This window comes from Chryseobacterium oleae, assembly GCF_900115055.1.
Classification (GTDB): domain Bacteria; phylum Bacteroidota; class Bacteroidia; order Flavobacteriales; family Weeksellaceae; genus Chryseobacterium; species Chryseobacterium oleae.
The window spans coordinates 521,625-539,561 of the sequence record NZ_FOVD01000002.1 but is presented as its reverse complement, the minus strand read 5'-3'; the positions used below and the strand labels follow the sequence as shown (position 1 = coordinate 539,561).

Below are 17,937 nucleotides of genomic sequence, written 5' to 3'. Positions count from 1 at the left end.
TTTTAAATCATTTATTTTGCGATGCTTCTTGAAATCACAATTTTCTGGATTTCAGAAGTACCTTCATAGATCTGCGTGATCTTCGCATCTCTCATCATTCTCTCTACGTGGTATTCTTTCACGTATCCGTATCCACCGTGGATCTGTACCGCTTCAATAGTGGTATCCATTGCTACCTGAGAAGCGTATAGTTTTGCCATAGCTCCACTTTCAGAGATATCTTTACCGGCATCTTTCTCACATGCAGCTTTGAAACATAACATTCTTGCCGCTGTAATCTGAGTAGCCATATCTGCTAATTTGAACGCAATCGCCTGGTGATTGATGATCTCCGTTTTGAACGCTTTTCTTGTCTTAGCATATTTTAAAGCCAGTTCGTAAGCTCCTGAAGCAATTCCTAAAGCCTGAGAAGCAATACCGATTCTTCCTCCGTTCAATACTGCCATTGCAAAATTGAAGCCGAAACCGTCTTCCCCGATTCTGTTTTCTTTAGGCACTTTCACATTGTTGAAGATCAAAGAGTGTGTATCACTTCCTCTGATTCCTAATTTGTCTTCTTTTACGCCCACTTCAAAACCTTCCCATCCTCTTTCTACGATGAAAGCGTTGATTCCTTTATGTTTTTTCTCAGGATCCGTTTGTGCAATTACGATATAGTAAGAAGCTGTTCCACCATTTGTGATCCAGTTTTTAATACCATTTAAAAGGTAATAATCTCCTTTGTCTTCTGCTGTTGTTTTTTGAGAAGTAGCATCAGAACCTGCTTCAGGCTCAGATAATGCGAAAGCTCCAATTACCTTTCCGCTTGCAAGAGGTGTAAGGTATTTCACTTTCTGTTCTTCGGAAGCAAATTTTTCAAGACCGGCACATACCAATGAGTTGTTTACAGACATTACCACAGCTGCAGAAGCATCAATTTTTGCGATCTCCTCCATAGCCAGAACGTAAGAAACACTGTCCATACCAGCACCTCCGTATTTAGGATCTACCATCATTCCCAGAAGCCCCATCTCTCCCATTTTCTTTACTTGCTCTGTAGGGAATTTCTGCTCGCGGTCTCTTTCGATAACTTCGGGTAATAGTTCATTTTGTGCAAAATCTCTTGCAGCCTGCTGAATCATCAGCTGTTCTTCCGATAAATTAAAGTCCATAAAAAATAATAATTAGATAGCCGTAAATTTACACTTTTTAACGAAATCTGAAAATAGAATTAGAAATTAGGGAGCAGGTGGCAGGGATTAGGTGGCAGGGATCAGTGAATGAAGGTGATAGAGACTAAAATTAAGGGTCAGGTTAAATGATATATAGTATCGGTATTTTTTATATAATGGTCATAAATTCTTTGTTTGTTATGGCAGGCATTCAATTAATTTTCAATTGGTGATTTCTGATTACTACAATTAAAAAAAATGCTTATATTTAAAATTCTTTAAAAATTGCTTAAAAAATCATGACGATCAAAAGATTATTCGATATTCCACACTACGCTTTAGAAAAATTTCCTAAAACGGATATGTTTGTTACCAAATATCAGGGCGAATGGAAAAAAACTTCAACGTTAGAGTTTATCAATCAGGGAAATAAAATATCCAGAGGACTTTTGAAACTAGGGATCAAGCCCGGAGATAAGATTGCTCTTATTACTACCAATTCACGTACAGAATGGGCAGTGATGGATTTTGGACTCTCTCAGATCGGTGTAGTTTCCGTTCCTGTATATCCGAGTATTTCTGCTGAAGATTATGAATTCATCTTTAATAATGCTGAAATACAGTATTGCTTTGTGTCCGATAAAGAACTTCTGACGAAAGTGATGAAGGTAAAGCATAATATCCCTTCTTTACAGGGTATTTTCACTTTTGATACCATAAGCGGAGCCGCCAACTGGAGAGAAATCCTGGATCTTGGCGAAGATGATTCCACCCAGATTGAAGTGGAAGACCTTTCCAATGCAATTAATTCTGAGGATCTCGCCACTATTATTTATACATCAGGAACTACGGGAAGGCCCAAAGGAGTGATGCTTACCCATCATAATATCGTTTCGAATGTTCTGGGTTCAATTCCAAGAATTCCTAAGCGAAAAAGCCTTGATTACAAAGATTCCAGAGCATTGAGCTTCCTTCCGATATGTCATATTTTTGAAAGAATGCTTTTCTATCTGTACCAGTACAATGGATTTTCCATCTATTTCGCTGAAAGCATCGATAAAATGGGGGAAAACATCAAAGAAGTGAAGCCTCATTATATGACTGTGGTACCAAGACTGGTAGAAAAAGTATACGATAAGATCTACAATACAGGCTCTTCTGCGGGAGGCCTGAAATCTAAAATATTCTTCTGGGCCTTAAATCTGATCAGCAAAAAGAAAACCATCTCAAAACCATCCGGACTGCAGGAAATCATTGCCGACAAACTGGTATTTTCCAAGTGGAGAGAAGGTATGGGGGGAGAAATCGTCACCCTGGTTTCCGGTTCTGCCGCATTGTCTACGAGGCTGAATATGATGTTTCAGAATGCCGGAATTCCTATTCTGGAAGGCTACGGACTGACAGAAACTTCACCGGTAATTGCTGTTAACAGTTTTGAGAAAATGAAAGTTGGAACCGTTGGGCTACCGTTGGATAACTTGCAAGTGAAGATTCAGGAAGATGGCGAAATTACAGTAAAAGGGCCTTCTATTTTCAAAGGTTATTTCAAGGCTGAAGAAATGACCAAAGAAGCTTTTACAGAAGACGGATTCTTTAAAACGGGAGACATCGGACATGTTGATGCGGAAGGATTCCTTCAGATCACCGACCGTAAAAAAGAAATGTTCAAAACATCCGGTGGAAAATACATTGCTCCACAAACGATTGAAAATCAAGCGAAGGCTTCAAAATTCATAGAACAGATCATGGTAGTAGGTGACGGTGAAAAAATGCCGTGTGCCCTGGTACAACCTGATTTCGAATTTGCTAAAAACTGGGCCATGAGAAACAACCTGAATATCGGTTCCACTCCGGCAGAAATCGCCAAAAGCCCTGAATTAAAAGAAAGAATTGAAAAGGAAATAGAAGGCATCAACGAACACCTCGGCAACTGGGAAAAGATCAAAAGAATCGAGCTTACCCCTGAAGTTTGGGCGATCGAAACAGGACTTCTGACGCCTACTTTAAAGCTGAAAAGAAAAGCAGTCAAAGAGAAATTCATGGATCTGTACAATAAAATGTATGAGCATCACGATTAAAAATACAATGAGCTGCTTCCAATGAAGCAGCTTTTTTTATGTTTTGGCTGAAGCCGTGGGTGAAATTATTAAACGCGACGTAAACGGGCTAAAGCCCGTTCCTATTGAATATTATCATTAAGCATTTATAAGGTTGTCAAAATACATGAACATTGTTTTGTTTCCGGGACGAGGCAACGGGCTAAAGCCCATTGCCACTGAATCTTCTTGGTGATTAAGGATTTCAAGGCATCCTGTTAAACACAAAAAAAGTGCTTCAGAAATGAAGCACTTTTTATATGGTTTGAATTGTAATTAAAATTTAATTACAGATTTCATTCTGTCGTTTTCTTCCATTACCAATTCGTCATCAACCAGGATTTTTCCTGAATGCTCATCGATAATAATTTTCTTTCTCTGAGCGATTTCCATCTGCTTTTGAGGAGGAATAGTGAAGAATGAACCTTTCGGTGCTCCTCTTTCTAATCCTACTACAGCAAGTCCGTTGATAGAGCTCTTTCTGATTCTGTTATATGAAGCCAGTAATCTTTCGTCGATCTTACCTGCATACTCTTTAGACTGCTCTATTAAGTACTCTTCTTCTTTTTGAGTTTCAGATACAAGACCATCCAATTCTTCTTTTTTGAATTTTAAATGGTTTTTAAGATCTTCTATTTTACTGTTAAGTTCGCTTAAAGTTTCATTTTTGTGAGCAATTTTAGCTCCGAATTCTTTAATTCTTTTTTCAGCAAGCTGAATTTCAAGATCCTGGAATTCCATTTCTTTTCCTAATGCTTCAAACTCTTTATTGTTTCTTACGTTATCCTGCTGAGATTTGTATTTTTCAATTAAAGTTTTTGCATGGTTAATCACTTCATGCTTAGTTTTGATCTGATCGTCCTGATCTTTGATGTCTGCATGAAATTTTTCAGCTCTTTTTTCAAGTCCTTCAATCTCAATTTCAAGATCTTCAACTTCAATTGGCAATTCTCCTCTGGTATTTCGGATTTCATCCAATCTTGAATCAATGATCTGCAAATCGTATAAAGCTCTTAATTTTTCTTCAACTGAAATATCGTTGGTTTTTGCCATATCTTAAATGAAATAATTTACTGGGTTTGTTTTTTCAATAGATTTTGAAATTGCAAATGTACTAAATTTTTGTGATAAAATTTCAAATAATTGTTGAGTTACAAATTGTTCTGATTCATAATGGCCTATGTCACAGATCATCATTTTGGATTCTGCCAGAAAATAGTCGTGGTATTTGATATCTCCGGTGAGGTAAGCATCACATTTTTGGGATAATGCAGCCTTAATTCCGCTTGCTCCTGAACCTCCAAGAACGCCTACTCTTTTGATTTTTTTGCCTGTAAGATCAGAATGTTTAATCAGTTCCAGCCCGAATTTTTCTTTCACAAATCTTAAAAAATCCTGTTCCTCCATTTCTTCTTCCAAATCCCCGTACATCCCCAAACCTGTATGCTGGTTATTGTTCTCCAGCTGATAAACCTGATGAGCGACTTCTTCGTAGGGATGCGCTGCCTTCATGGCTGAGATGATTCTCCCTTGTTTGTATCCTTCAAAAATCACAGAAATCATGTCTTCATCAGCATTTTCACGAACGTCCTGCTGTCCCGAAAATGGATTTGAGCCTTCCGTTGGTCTGAATGTTCCTTTTCCGTTGAGGGTGAAGCTACATTCATCATAAAATCCTATATTTCCGGCTCCTGCAGAAAAAAGAGCTTCCTTCACCTGCTCAGACTGCTCTTTTGGCACAAAAACCGTTAACTGTTTCAAATTATTCCTTTTAGGCTGAAGAATTGTAAGGTCTTTTAATCCCAACTGACTGCAGATTCCGTGATTGACTCCAAAGAAATCATTATCAAATGCCGTATGAATGGCATAGATGGCAATTTTATTCTCAATAGCTTTTAATACAGCCCTTTCCACATAATTCTTTCCCGTAAGCGATTTTAATCCCGAAAAAATTATGGGATGAAAACATACGATCAGATTACAGTTTTTCTGAATAGCCTCATCCACAACATTCTCCAGAGCATCATGGCAAACCAGTATTCCGCTTACATTCCGGTCCGGAACGCCGCACAGCAATCCTACATTGTCAAAATCTTCTGCCTGTTGCAGTGGAATGCGCTGTTCTATTTTTGAAATTACTTCGCTTATTGTCATTTTATTCTGTATGTTTGCTACGAAAATAACGATAATTTGTTAATTTTAAAAAACATTAAAAATGGAAAGAGAACATAATCTTGTTCCTGAAGACAAGCTTTGGAAAAGGTTTCTTTACAGGGTCATCTACCGTGCCGACACCAAACTCGGGAAGTTATTTGACATTACATTATTATCTCTGATCCTGATTAGTACGGCCATTATTATGATGGAAAGTGTACCTCAACTCGACAAAAAATTTCACAGAACTTTTCTGATCCTCGAATGGATTATTTCTATTTTTTTCACGGTCGAATACTGGATGCGTATCAGTGTGGTAAAAAATAAGAAAAACTATATTTTCAGTTTTTTCGGAATCATCGATTTTTTGGCACTGGTTCCTTTCTTCCTGAGCTTTTTCTTTCCGGTAACTAAATATTTCCTGATTTTCAGAATGCTGAGAATGCTGAGGGTTTTCAGAATTTTTAATCTTCTGGATTTCATGAACGATGGTTACCTCATCGTAAGAGCCTTAAAGCACAGTTCCAGAAAGATCTATATTTTCCTTTTATTCCTGATTATCTTTTCCGTGATCGTGGGGTCCCTGATGTTTATGGTGGAAGGTGGAAGGCCTGGTTTTGAAACCATACCCCAGTCTATTTACTGGGCTGTGGTTACCGTGACGACTGTGGGTTATGGCGACGTCTCCCCAATCACACCGATGGGTAAATTCTTTGCTGTTATTCTGATGCTGGCAGGTTATTCCATCATCGCAGTTCCTACAGGAATTGTTACTGCCGAAATGAGAAATAAAAGACAGAATCTGGAGAAGATCTGCGAACAGTGTGGTAACGAAGATATTGATGACGACGCAAGATACTGCAAACAGTGTGGCAAGAAATTAGCTTAGTATCTGGTATTGAATTAATCTATTAACCAAATACCACAAAAATCATGGAACCACAAAAGAAAAATAAGCCCAACAGTCTGGTCATTATCCTTTTTTCCTTAATTGTATTAATGATCATTATTTATTTTATCCTTGTCATGTTTTTCCCAACTATATTTGAACATATGAATACGGGAGATATACAGCCGGTACCAAATAAATGATGAGTAATAAGTGATGGGTAATAAGTAATATAAAAAGACGGCTGGCACCGTCTTTTTTCAATATAACACTGTTGTTATTCTTTATTTTTTTATGGCTTTGATCATTTGTTTTGAGCCGTCTTTCATATTCATGGTTACAAAGTATAATCCCTGTTTCAGATCTCCTAAATGAAGCATAGAAGAAGGGCTATCAATGTTTTTTACCAATCTTCCTGAAACATCGGATACTGAAACGGATTTCACATGGGTTGAATTAGAAATATGGAGGGCCTCAGAAAACGGATTAGGACTTATTACACTCTCTTTATTAACACCTGAAGTTTCAGAAGTTGATAATGTTGCTGAATTCACTGCAAAAGTATCAACAGCAAGCTGCCCCTGATTGGCTCCGACAGCATGAATCGCAATATATACTGTTTGTCCTACATATGATGAAAGATTAAATGTTTTTTTAACCCATGAATCATTCGCTTGTTGTGACGGCTGAAGTACTACTGTAAAAGCGCCTGCCGTTTGATTGGTTGTAGAAAGCAAAACCTCATAATTATCAGGAACAAATTCTACCATTGATACAACATAAAAAGATATTTTATCACTGACACCGGATTGTACAGGGATAGCTTTGGTAATCAGATAATCATTGTGAGCTGCAGTTTCAGAAGCAATTGTTACAGAATTTGATCCGGATTGTGGATTAAGTGAGCCACCAACTTCCCAACTATTGACTCCTCCATTATTGATAATCGCCCAACCTGATGGTAATGCACTGCCGGAATCAAAATTTTCTGTCCATTGCCCAAAGCATAACAAAGGCCATCCTAGAATAAAAAATAATACTTTTTTCATATGTATGTGTTTAAATTATACGGCAATTTAAATACATGATCATTTTTTTCAAAAATAAATTCAACAAAATTATTTTTCATGGATCAGTGTATATTACCCTATTGAATTTATTTTTCCCATTAGTCAATTATTTTCAATCATTCATTCTCTTATTGAAAAAAAAATAAGTTAAAAAAATACTATCCTATCGATTCTCATGATAAATTTTATTTACAAAAAAAAGGCGAATAAAAATATTCGCCTTTATAATTTTCGTTAAATTCAGATTATTTCTTAATTGCTTTAATACTTTGCTTAGAACCATCTTTCATATTCAGTGTCACAAAATACAATCCCTGTTTCAGATCTCCAAGATGAAGTGCTGAAGAAGGGTTATCAATGGTTTTCACCAATCTTCCCGAAGCATCGGATATGGAAACAGATTTCACAAGTTCTGCTTTTGAGATATTCAGTACATCTGTGAACGGGTTGGGATGAATATTGATACTCTTATTCTTCATATCGGTTTCATCAGTTGCTAATAAATTACCCGGATCATATACTGAAATTTTAAACTCACCTGCCTTAGCACTAGGAATCCCGTTATATTGTTCCACTGTTCCGTTGCTTAAAACAGCAAACCGAATGGTTTCACCCGGGACTCTTCCGGTTAATATTACTCGTGAAAATAAATTAGTTGGAGAAATATTATCATTACAAAAGCTAAATGTAGTCCCACAGCTTGATGAATTTGCAATTACAGAATCAACAAATGGAGAACCTGCTACAGGACCTGTTTCAATAATCATACTTCCTGAAGCCGGAATTATAGCTTTAAACCAAGCGTAATAACTGCCATAGCCTGAACACGTAGAACCTGAACGGGTACCTCCAACATTTGATACTGTAACAGCACCAGCATCAAAACTGTCTGCGACCGCTAATGATATAGGATTATCACATATGGTATTTGTAAGTGGGGACGTTATACATAAATCAAATGTATATGCATAGGAAGGACCGCTATATTCAGTATAAATCCTTATATAGTACGTTTCACCTGGTACAAACAATTTACTATTTATGTAGCCAAAAATACTGTCATAATTGTAAGTCATTTCCTTCTGAGTACATTCGAAAGCGACCAGCGACCCACAATCAGAGCCTTTATATATCTTTATCCAAACTGTTGAAGGATTAATTCCCACAGAGGTCAGATTTTTTAAACTAATTCCATGAACATTTTGAGTTGCTGTAAATTTATACCATACATCATCATCGATAAATGTATTACTTGTTGAATTACATCCCACCAAATTAGGAATAGATTCCGAAGCATCAGAAGTCGTACCTGGAACTGTTAGATTACAAGTTGTTCCGGTATTTACAGGTACAACAATGGCGTTGCTACAATAATCATTGACTGGAGCATTCGGAGTACCTACACAAATATTAAACTTATACGCCATATTTGTAGTTGATGCATAAACCCTTATATAATATGTTTCTCCAGGAGTAAGACCTATCAAATTCGTAGGATTTGAATAATATCCACCACCAGTTGCATAGATGCTGACGCTGATACATTCAATACTCGTTAAATTTCCTAATGACCCACTATACACTGCTGCTACAAGATAATTTGAATAAACAGGCCCTACAGAACTAATATTTTTAAAATCAACAGTATGTAAGGTTTTGGTTGCTGTAAATTTATACCAAACATCATTAGATACACTTCCTGAACATGGTGACGGTATTGAAGGGAGAGATTCAGATGCTCCATAAGTAGTTCCTGAAACAAAGGTCCCACAGTTTTTAGTAGGATTTACAGGCAGTACAGTAGCGTTGGCAAATTCATTATTAACCGGAGTCGGCACAGCAATACTACCAATACATATATCAAATGTAAAAGCATGAAGTATTGTAGGCGTAGTACTTCCATAACTATAAACCCTAATATAATATGTTTCCCCGATATTTAGCCCAGACATAACGGATGCTATATCATTAGCAGTAATACAAATCGTACTTACTAAACTTCCACAGCTTCCCTTAAATACCTGTGCATATAGTTTAGGGCTTAAATAAGGGCTTAAAGCTACCGTATTTTTCAACCATAGCGTATGAGTATTCGCGGTTGCTGTAAATTTATACCAAACATCATCATCAGTGCTGCCCGTACAAGGAGATGGTAACATTCCTGAATAAGTAGCAGAAAGCGTAGTTCCAGATGTAACGATCCCACAATTTGAATCTGGATTCACTGATAAAGCAATAGCATTTGCGCATTCATCATTTGGAGGAGGAACGTGAGTACCTATACATAATTTAAAACTAGAAGCATTAGCAATACCTGAACTAGTAGTATAAACTCTGATATAATATTTTTCTCCCGGGGTAAGATTTGTTAGCGTAACAAAATTCCATTCACCACAAAGTACATTCACCAATGCCCCACAATCCCCCTTCATTACTTCAAAAGTCACGTTTTGTTGGTTGGGCGAAGTTCCGGTATTGACAATATTTGAAGTGCTAACCGTATGTGAGGTTCCAACTGCTATAAAACTAAACCAAACATCATCGTCTGGATTACCAAAACATCCTGAAGGTATTCCAGATGATGTAGCACCCAAAGTATTTCCGGAACCAATAATTGTACAGCTCATATCTCCATTTACCGCTAAAGGAATTGCGTTGACACAATCATCATTGGCAGGGGGAGGGAGTATTTGTGCTGATATATATACATTAAAGGTTAATATTAATAATAGTAAGGATCTGTTTAATAGTTTCATGTTAGTCTTTTTTCAATATGGAAAGATAAAAAAAAGCGGATATACTATAACCGCTTTTTTTATGATAAATGACAAGATTATCTCTTTATCGCTTTAATGCTTTGCTTGGAGCCGTCTTTCATATTCAGTGTCACAAAATACAATCCCTGTTTCAAATCTCCCAGATGAAGGGCTGAAGAAGGATTATCGATGGTTTTCACTAGTCTTCCCGAAGCATCGGATATGGAAACAGATTTCACCAGATCCGCTTTTGAGATATTCAGAACATCTGTAAACGGGTTTGGATATGCTTTAATGGTTTCTTTTGCTTTGGAAACTTCAGATGTTGACAGTGATGCAGTTTCTACTTTAAAGTTATCGATAAAGAATTCGTAGTCTTCCGGATCATTTACGGTTCCGTCGGAGGCATAAAATGCAAAAACCGTGTTCGCTCCGGTGTAGGAAGTCAGATTATAAGAATAGGTAGCAGAGGTATTAGAAGGAGCGTTTGCAGCATCCCAGGTCTGCAGAATGGTCCATGTACTTCCTCCATCTCCTGATACCAGGAATTGAACAACATCATCAGACCCCATACCGGACGGTGCGGTACCGAAAAACTCTGTAACTCCGTAATCAAACTTAACTCTGTAGCCTCCCGCTGAAAGATCGAAAGGTACAGTCTTCAGCCATGCCGCATTACCTGTAAAATAAAGATTGATCTTACCAGAATTATTGCCGTCATCAGCGTTTAGGAAGTCTCCTTGATACCATAATTCTTCAGTATCATCCGGTCCTGTAGCAGGATCTCCACCAGAGGCCTGTGCCCAGCAGTCGCCCGGGAATGTGGCAAAATCATTGGTATATGTTACCGTAGGTACTATGGTGGCACATTCTGTTGTAAACGATGTTCCTACAGACCACGCACTTTTATCGGAAGTACTGCATACGGATCTCACCCATACGTAATAGGTAGTAGCAGGAGAAAGTAAAGATAATGATGCCGTAAGAGCGGATGCCCCTACACTTCCTGTAGCTACGGTAGTGCTTGTAGGTCCTGTACTTGTCTCAGAATGGTAATATTCATACCCTACCCCAACAGTGCTTGAAGGAGCTGTCCATGAAATAGACGCTGAGTTTGAAGTAACTGTACTTGAAGATAAATCACCTGGTGCAAGGCAACTTGGAACAGCTCCAATGACTACAGTATAATCATGGGCTTCTCCATAGCCTGCCGTATTACAAGGTTCCGGCTGGCTGGAAAAACGGTCTCCAACTCTCATTCTGTAAGTTCCTGGTGCAGCAGTTAAAGGAATAGTGATAGTACCATTAGTAACTGAGTTGGCGTCCGGCCCGGTACTGCTTGCTTCAGCAACCAATTCTGGTGCTGCATCATCAAAGGTTCCATTGTTATCAAAATCGATCCATACTCTGATATTCTGATCAGAATAGCCATGGGTAATAGAAAAGGCATAATTCACACCTACATTCATGCTGATGGTCTGCGTGATATAATCTCCGTATGCTCCCTGTGAGCACCCTGTATCCAGATGGCTGAATCCCGCTGCCGGAATCGTAAAACTGTTAATTACATCTCCTCCATCGCACCCACTTGAAAACTCGGGGATACAATAGGTTTGCGCAAATACGGACGCGCCAATCATTAACAGATTCGCAAGTAAAATCTTTTTCATATAATATTTTTTAATGGTATTAGCTAATTTAATAAAAAAAACACAACATAATCATTTTTTACATTTAAAAAACAATGTTTCTAAAAAATATCATTAACTATTGAATTACTGATCTTTTTCAACTGATCTTATTCAATAGTTATCATAAAAAAAACAGCAGCCTTCCGGCTGCTGTTCTATAGGATATGGTCAATAAAATTTTATTTTTTAATGGCCTTAATGATTTGTTTAGATCCGTCTTTCATATTCAAAGTTACCAGATACATTCCTTGTTTCAGATCTCCCAACTGCAGGGCTGAAGAAGGATTGTCAATCGTTTTTACAAGTCTTCCGGTCAGATCAACAACAGATACCGACTTCACTTTAGAAATGTCAGAAATATTCAGAACATCTGCGAAAGGATTTGGGTGTGCTTGAAGACGGCTTTCTTTATTAGCCTCAGCAGTCCCCATTGTAGAGCAATCCTGTGTCACAGAAATCGTGTATTTTCCTAATCTAGCTGCACTATAACCGGTCAATAATATATAATAGGTAGTTCCTGCTGTGGCATTGAATTTTAAAGTAGATGCATCATAAATATTAGGAACCGGGCATCCGCCGTCAGCATACCCTACTCCTGAAGCATCACTGACACATATTGGTGCTGAACAACTTCCTGAATACACTCTTAAGTAGCTGTCAAATTCTGTTCCACAAGCACTGATTGTAATAGGCCCTGCCGCATTAGCTTTTACGGTATACCATACTCCTTTATAACTTGCTGTAGTAGTTGTTCCACCGCAAGTACTGGCAGGTAAAGTTTCATCAGCTGCAAGTGCATTATTACCCTCTACTGTACCACCACAAGCAATGGCAATGGCAGTATCGCAGGTATCATTAGCAGGCGCTACCGGTGTTGTAACACAAATGTTGAATCTTGAAATTATTGTCGCTGTACTTGATGAAGAATATACTCTAATATAATATACCTGACCTGCTGTTAAGTTCTGCAACAGAACATTTGAATTACCATAGCTTCCGTCTGCACAAGCAACCTTTACTAAACTTCCACAAGCTCCTGAATAAACCTGCGTTGCAGTAGTATTATCTTTATAATTTACGGTTACCAAATGGGTGGCCGCAGTAGCCGTAAACGAATACCACACATCATCATTAATTCCAGTATCAGAACATGCAGGAACCGTTTCTGTACTTTGAGTCGCTCCACCAGTGGTACTGCTTACAGGATTTGTACAGGTTCCCGTACTACTTACCGGTAATGAAACTGCATTGGTACAGTCATCATTAGCAGGAACCTGATTTGTTGTGAAAGAACTCTCACTACAGCCAGAGGCATCACCAACAAGATTGTAAGGCGTAATTGTAACATAATAAGTAGTACCTGCATTGAGAAGTCCCGGGATATTGTAGGTAAATACATCTCCTACATCAATATTATTTACAATATCATTTCCTCCGGTGGTTGTCCCCACTTTTACCTTATATCCTGTAGCTGAAGATACCATATCCCAATTAAGTACTCCATCTGCATTTACTCCCGTAGCTCCATTTGCAGGTAAAGTAATTGTTGTACATGAAGGTATTGTGGTAGGATTCGCATCTACAATAAAACTATCAGCAAAAAGATAAAGCTGGTCAGTGTCTGTTGCATGAATAGCCACATAAACCGTCTGACCAGTATATGCAGATAAGCTAATTGTTTTTTTGGTCCATACTGCCGGTGCTTTCGCAGTTGCCTGAAGTACAGTTGAAAAAGCACTCTGCGTTTGGTCTGTTGTTGAAAGTAATACTTCATAATTTTCAAGGAATGTTGTAGAACCAGATTTTATATAGAAAGAAATTCTTTCACTAATCCCTGCCTGTACATTGATAGACTTTGTAATCAAATAATCATTATGGGCTGTACTGTTGTAGGTAATTCCCGCTACATTGGTTGCTGAGTGTGCCACATCTATGTTGGGCATACGAATATCCCAACTATTGTTTCCACCATTATTGATGACGGCCCAGCCTGCCGGAAGTGCAGTACCAGAATCAAAAGTTTCTGTCCATTGTCCAAAAATAAAGACAGGAAACATCATAATAAAAAATAAGAGTTTTTTCATAGGGTAAATGCTTTAAATTAATGACATTAAATTACTTAATTAATTACAATAACTGCACTAAATGAATAAATTAAATACAAATAATACAAACAATTAAATCATTTTCATTAATAATAGTATTTTATATTATATTTTAACACCTCCTAATAATTCACCTAATTAAGAGTATTAAAATAAAAAGAATTCTTTGCCAATTATCGCCCACTTATACCAGATAACCACACAAGATTATTATCATCAAAAAAAACAGCAGCCTTTCGGCTGCTGCTCTATAATAAGATATGGTCAATAAAATTTTATTTTTTAATGGCCTTAATGATTTGTTTAGATCCGTCTTTCATATTCAAAGTCACCAGATACATTCCTTGTTTCAGATCTCCCAACTGAAGGGCTGAAGAAGGATTATCAATCGTTTTTACAACTCTTCCGGCCAGATCAACAACAGATACCGACTTCACTTTAGAAATATCAGAGATATTCAGAACATCTGCGAAAGGATTCGGATACGCTTTAAGGTTGTTTTCTTTTTTAACCTCAGAAGTACCCATTGTAGAACAATCCTGCGTTACAGAAATCGTATATTTTCCAAATCTTGCTGCAGTATAACCTGTCAGCAATACATAATACGTAGTTCCTGCCGTAGCATTGAATGTTAAAGTAGATGCATCATTAAGATTGGCACCAGGACATCCGCCATCAGCATAACCAATTCCCGAAGTATTGTTCACACATGAAAGTGCAGCACAACTTCCTGAATACACTCTTAAGTAGCTGTCAAATTCTGCTCCGCAAGCGCTGATTGTAATAGGCCCTGCTGCATGAGCTTTTACCGTATACCATACTCCTTTATAACTTGCTGTAGTGGTTGTACTGCCACAGGTACTGGCAGGTAAAGTTTCGTTGGCAGCAAGCGCATTGTTGCCTTCTACTGTTCCACCGCAAGGGATTGCAATGGCAGTATCACAGGTATCGTTAGCAGGTGCTACCGGTGTAGTGATACAGATGCTGAAAGATGAAGCTATTGTAGCTGTACTTGATGAAGAGTACACTCTTACATAATAAACCTGACCTACCGTTAAGCTCTGTAAAAGCACATTTGAATTCCCAAAGGCTCCATCTGTACACGCCACTGCAGTAAAACTGCCACAAGCTCCTGAATACACCTGTGTAGCCGTAGCATTATCTGTATAATTTACTGTTACCAAATGGGTGGCCGCAGTAGCCGTAAACGAATACCAAACATCATCATTGATTCCGCTGGCAGCACAGGTTGGAGTGGTTCCTGTACTTTGAGTCGCACTATACGTAGAACCGTTTACAGGATTTGTACAAATTCCTGTTCCGCTCACAGTTAATGAAACTGCGTTAGCACAGTCATCATTGGCCGGAGGAGGAGGCAGTGTACCGATACATACACTAAATGTATTGGCGTAAACTGTAGTAGAAGTATTGGCACTGGAGTTATACACTCTTACATAGTACGTTTCTCCGGCTGTAAGGCCTGTAAGTGCAGTATAGCTTGAATTTGAAGTGATACAGGTTTTGTTAACCAAAGCTCCGCATCCTCCTGTGAATACCTGTGCATAAAGGCTCGTAGATGAGCTGCTTCCTGCTGATACCACGTTCTTTAACCAAATTGTATGTGCAGTTCCTGTTGCTGTAAATGCATACCACACATCGTCGTCAGGAGTTCCTGAACAGGTACCTACCGGAACTGAAGAATTGGTTGCTCCCAAAGTAGTTCCTGAAGTTACAGATCCGCAGGCCATATCTGGATTCACAGTCAAAGTGGCAGCCCCTGAACATTCGTCATTGGCCGGAGGGGGAGGTAGTGTTCCTATACACAGATCAAATGTATTGGCATACAATGAAGCCCCGGAGTTAGCATTTGAGTTATAAGCTCTTACATAATAAGTCTCCCCTGCTGTCAGGTTAGACAAAACAGTATAAGTTGAATTTGAGGTAATACATGTAGTGCTCGTCAATGTACCGCACGCACCACTGAACACCTGAGCATACAATGAAGTAGATGAAGAAGTTCCTACAGAAGCTACATTCTTAAACCAGATCGTATGCTTTGTGCCTGTAGCAACAAATTTATACCATACATCATCATCCGGAGTTCCTCCGGTACAAGTTCCTAAAGGTACATTGGAATTAGTTCCTCCTGAAGTGTTTCCTGCAGTTACAGAACCACAGTTCATATCAGCATTTACCGTAACTGTTACAGCATTCGCACAATCGTCGTTTGCCGGTGGCGGCGGAGGTGTTGATACGCAGATATTAAAACTTGCGTTTGTATTGGCATTGGATGAGTACGTATACACTCTTACATAATAGGTCTGGCCTGCAGTAAGTCCGTTCACCATATTGATATTGTCATCGGAACACAATAGACTGGTCATTGTACCGCAGCTTCCTCCAAGAACCTGGAAGTACATATCGGTATCCGAGCTCACACCCGTTGAAACTACATTAGAAATGGTAATCAGGTGGCTGCTTCCGGTAGCTGTAAAGCTGTACCAAACATCATCTCCCGGGTTACCGCTACAAGGTGTAGCTGCCATAGAGAAAGTAGCACCAAGGGTATTCCCCGGTGTTGTAGCAGTACAGGTCAATCCAGGATTAACTGTTAATGCAACTGCTCCTGAACAGTCATCATTGGCAGGAGGCAATGTAGCTCCTGTAGTGAAGTTTCTTTCCGTACATCCTGTAGAAGAAGTACTGGCAGTGTAAGCTATTATGGTATAAAAATATTGAGTAGAAGGGTTTAGCTGCTGTGCTGCAGTTAAAGTGTAAGTTAATACATTTCCTAAATCGAAATTACTCAACACATTATTAGCTCCTGCAGATGTTCCGATATTTAAACGGTATCCCTGAACGCCTGTTATGGAAGACCATGTAAATGTTGGCTTCACCGAAGTTCCCAGTACAGCCGATGCAGGAAGACTTACGGAAGGACAGCCCAACGAAACGGTAGTAAAGCTTCTTTCCGCACACCCGCTACTTGTTCCTACTGCGTTTAAAGCAGTCACCGTATAGTAGTATTGCGTACTGAAATTAAGAGCATTGGTAAAAGTATAAGTGGTCACATTCCCCAGATCTACCATATTCATTACATCTGTACCTCCCGGTGTAGTTCCTACGCTCAATTTGTAAGAAGTTGCAGAATTGGATCCCGCCCAGGTAATTGTAGGTAAAACAGACACACTGGTAGCATTCGCTGCAGGAGCTGAAACTACCGGACAAAGCGGCGCCGCAGGGGAAAGTCCCAGTAATCCTGTAACAGATTTAACGGTTCCACGTGTTCCTGAAGGAGGTGATGCAGGATCCGGGTTGGTGGTGTCACTTCTGTACGCCAATCCGGAATTGGAAGGTCCTGTATACGTGTAGAACTTATTGCTGGTGGCTGTAAAGTCTGCCGTATTTTCATCAATAGCGATAATCAGATTATCTGTATTGTTATAGGCAAATGGTGAACTGAAGTTAACGGTAACTTCACCACCAGCTGCACTCACTGTTCCTGAAAATACCTGAGTCAAACTGGCTACAGGAACCCAGTCTGTAACAGAGCTAAAGCTTGTCTTAGTGGTATGTCCTACATACACCACCCAATCAACAGATTTAGAAATATCTGCAGTACTCGGAAGAAAGAATTTTAAGCCTGTAATATTACCTGCTGCTGTTGTATTAATTTCAGTCTTGGTAAAGATCTGCTGACTATAATTATAGCCGAAATTCACATCCACAGGCATGTATCCGCCCTGGGCAGTTCCGCTGCCCAGAGTAACCTGGGCATTGATGAGTGTCGCCATTAAGAAGAATAAAAACGACAATAGAGTTTTTTTCATAAATAGTAAAAATAAAAATTAGGGTTGTAAATGTACTTAAATATTCAATAATGAATCAAAAATTAACATAAAACATTAAATCAAATAACATAAATAAGTTAAATTTTTAAACAAAATTAAATATTTGTTTAATTTTAACTTAAAATTCACAATCAGAAGATAAATTAAACAATACTGACTATCAATATTTTACGT

The 17,937-nt window shown here is 38.5% G+C and carries 10 protein-coding genes; 2 read left to right on the top strand and 8 right to left on the bottom strand.

The genetic code is table 11. The features are described 5' to 3' along the window. Positions 1-11: 11 nt before the first annotated feature. Positions 12-1,151, bottom strand: coding sequence for an acyl-CoA dehydrogenase (locus BM143_RS09515; protein WP_072922884.1), 1,140 nt, complete (start codon positions 1,149-1,151; stop codon positions 12-14). A gap of 299 nt (positions 1,152-1,450) precedes the next feature. Here BM143_RS09515 and BM143_RS09510 point away from each other — a divergent pair, with 299 nt between their 5' ends. Further along, positions 1,451-3,229 (top strand): AMP-dependent synthetase/ligase, encoded by a 1,779-nt coding sequence (locus BM143_RS09510; RefSeq protein ID WP_090024260.1) that lies wholly within the window; start codon positions 1,451-1,453, stop codon positions 3,227-3,229. Positions 3,230-3,523: 294 nt separating this feature from the next. On the opposite strand, the gene BM143_RS09505 is transcribed toward BM143_RS09510, so the two are convergent. Continuing rightward, positions 3,524-4,300: a zinc ribbon domain-containing protein gene (locus BM143_RS09505; protein ID WP_034726472.1), complete on the bottom strand. Its 777-nt coding sequence runs from the start codon at positions 4,298-4,300 to the stop codon at positions 3,524-3,526. Positions 4,301-4,303: 3 nt separating this feature from the next. Further along, a complete protein-coding gene (locus BM143_RS09500; RefSeq protein ID WP_090024259.1) occupies positions 4,304-5,401 on the bottom strand; it encodes a Nif3-like dinuclear metal center hexameric protein in 1,098 nt (365 codons plus the stop codon). A gap of 61 nt (positions 5,402-5,462) precedes the next feature. On the opposite strand from BM143_RS09500, the gene BM143_RS09495 reads away from it, so the two are divergent. Beyond that, positions 5,463-6,290, top strand: coding sequence for an ion transporter (locus BM143_RS09495; protein ID WP_090024258.1), 828 nt, complete (start codon positions 5,463-5,465; stop codon positions 6,288-6,290). A gap of 284 nt (positions 6,291-6,574) precedes the next feature. On the opposite strand, the gene BM143_RS09490 is transcribed toward BM143_RS09495, so the two are convergent. The 5 genes from BM143_RS09490 to BM143_RS09470 form a co-directional block, all read right to left on the bottom strand. Continuing rightward, the gene (locus BM143_RS09490; RefSeq protein WP_090024257.1) at positions 6,575-7,339 is read right to left on the bottom strand and encodes a T9SS-dependent choice-of-anchor J family protein; all 765 of its coding nucleotides are present in this window, start codon (positions 7,337-7,339) and stop codon (positions 6,575-6,577) included. A gap of 266 nt (positions 7,340-7,605) precedes the next feature. Further along, positions 7,606-10,116, bottom strand: a complete 2,511-nt coding sequence (locus BM143_RS09485; RefSeq protein WP_090024256.1) for a T9SS type A sorting domain-containing protein — start codon at positions 10,114-10,116, stop codon at positions 7,606-7,608. A gap of 77 nt (positions 10,117-10,193) precedes the next feature. Then, the gene (locus BM143_RS09480) at positions 10,194-11,786 is read right to left on the bottom strand and encodes a GEVED domain-containing protein (protein ID WP_090024255.1); all 1,593 of its coding nucleotides are present in this window, start codon (positions 11,784-11,786) and stop codon (positions 10,194-10,196) included. Positions 11,787-11,986: 200 nt separating this feature from the next. After that, on the bottom strand, positions 11,987-13,891 hold the full coding sequence (locus BM143_RS09475; protein ID WP_090024254.1) for a T9SS-dependent choice-of-anchor J family protein: 1,905 nt from the start codon (positions 13,889-13,891) through the stop codon (positions 11,987-11,989). 296 nt (positions 13,892-14,187) lie between these two features. Then, a complete protein-coding gene (locus BM143_RS09470) occupies positions 14,188-17,742 on the bottom strand; it encodes a T9SS type A sorting domain-containing protein (RefSeq protein ID WP_090024253.1) in 3,555 nt (1,184 codons plus the stop codon). Between the last annotated feature and the right edge of the window lie 195 nt (positions 17,743-17,937).

Excerpts from the sequence above, each read along its gene's own strand:
- BM143_RS09495 (WP_090024258.1), top strand. The coding sequence starts at position 5,463 with ATGGAAAGAGAACATAATCTTGTTCCTGAAGACAAGCTTTGGAAAAGG.
- BM143_RS09485 (WP_090024256.1), bottom strand. The coding sequence starts at position 10,116 with ATGAAACTATTAAACAGATCCTTACTATTATTAATATTAACCTTTAAT.
- BM143_RS09515 (WP_072922884.1), bottom strand. The coding sequence starts at position 1,151 with ATGGACTTTAATTTATCGGAAGAACAGCTGATGATTCAGCAGGCTGCA.
- BM143_RS09510 (WP_090024260.1), top strand. The coding sequence starts at position 1,451 with ATGACGATCAAAAGATTATTCGATATTCCACACTACGCTTTAGAAAAA.
- BM143_RS09480 (WP_090024255.1), bottom strand. The coding sequence starts at position 11,786 with ATGAAAAAGATTTTACTTGCGAATCTGTTAATGATTGGCGCGTCCGTA.
- BM143_RS09475 (WP_090024254.1), bottom strand. The coding sequence starts at position 13,891 with ATGAAAAAACTCTTATTTTTTATTATGATGTTTCCTGTCTTTATTTTT.
- BM143_RS09500 (WP_090024259.1), bottom strand. The coding sequence starts at position 5,401 with ATGACAATAAGCGAAGTAATTTCAAAAATAGAACAGCGCATTCCACTG.
- BM143_RS09470 (WP_090024253.1), bottom strand. The coding sequence starts at position 17,742 with ATGAAAAAAACTCTATTGTCGTTTTTATTCTTCTTAATGGCGACACTC.
- BM143_RS09505 (WP_034726472.1), bottom strand. The coding sequence starts at position 4,300 with ATGGCAAAAACCAACGATATTTCAGTTGAAGAAAAATTAAGAGCTTTA.
- BM143_RS09490 (WP_090024257.1), bottom strand. The coding sequence starts at position 7,339 with ATGAAAAAAGTATTATTTTTTATTCTAGGATGGCCTTTGTTATGCTTT.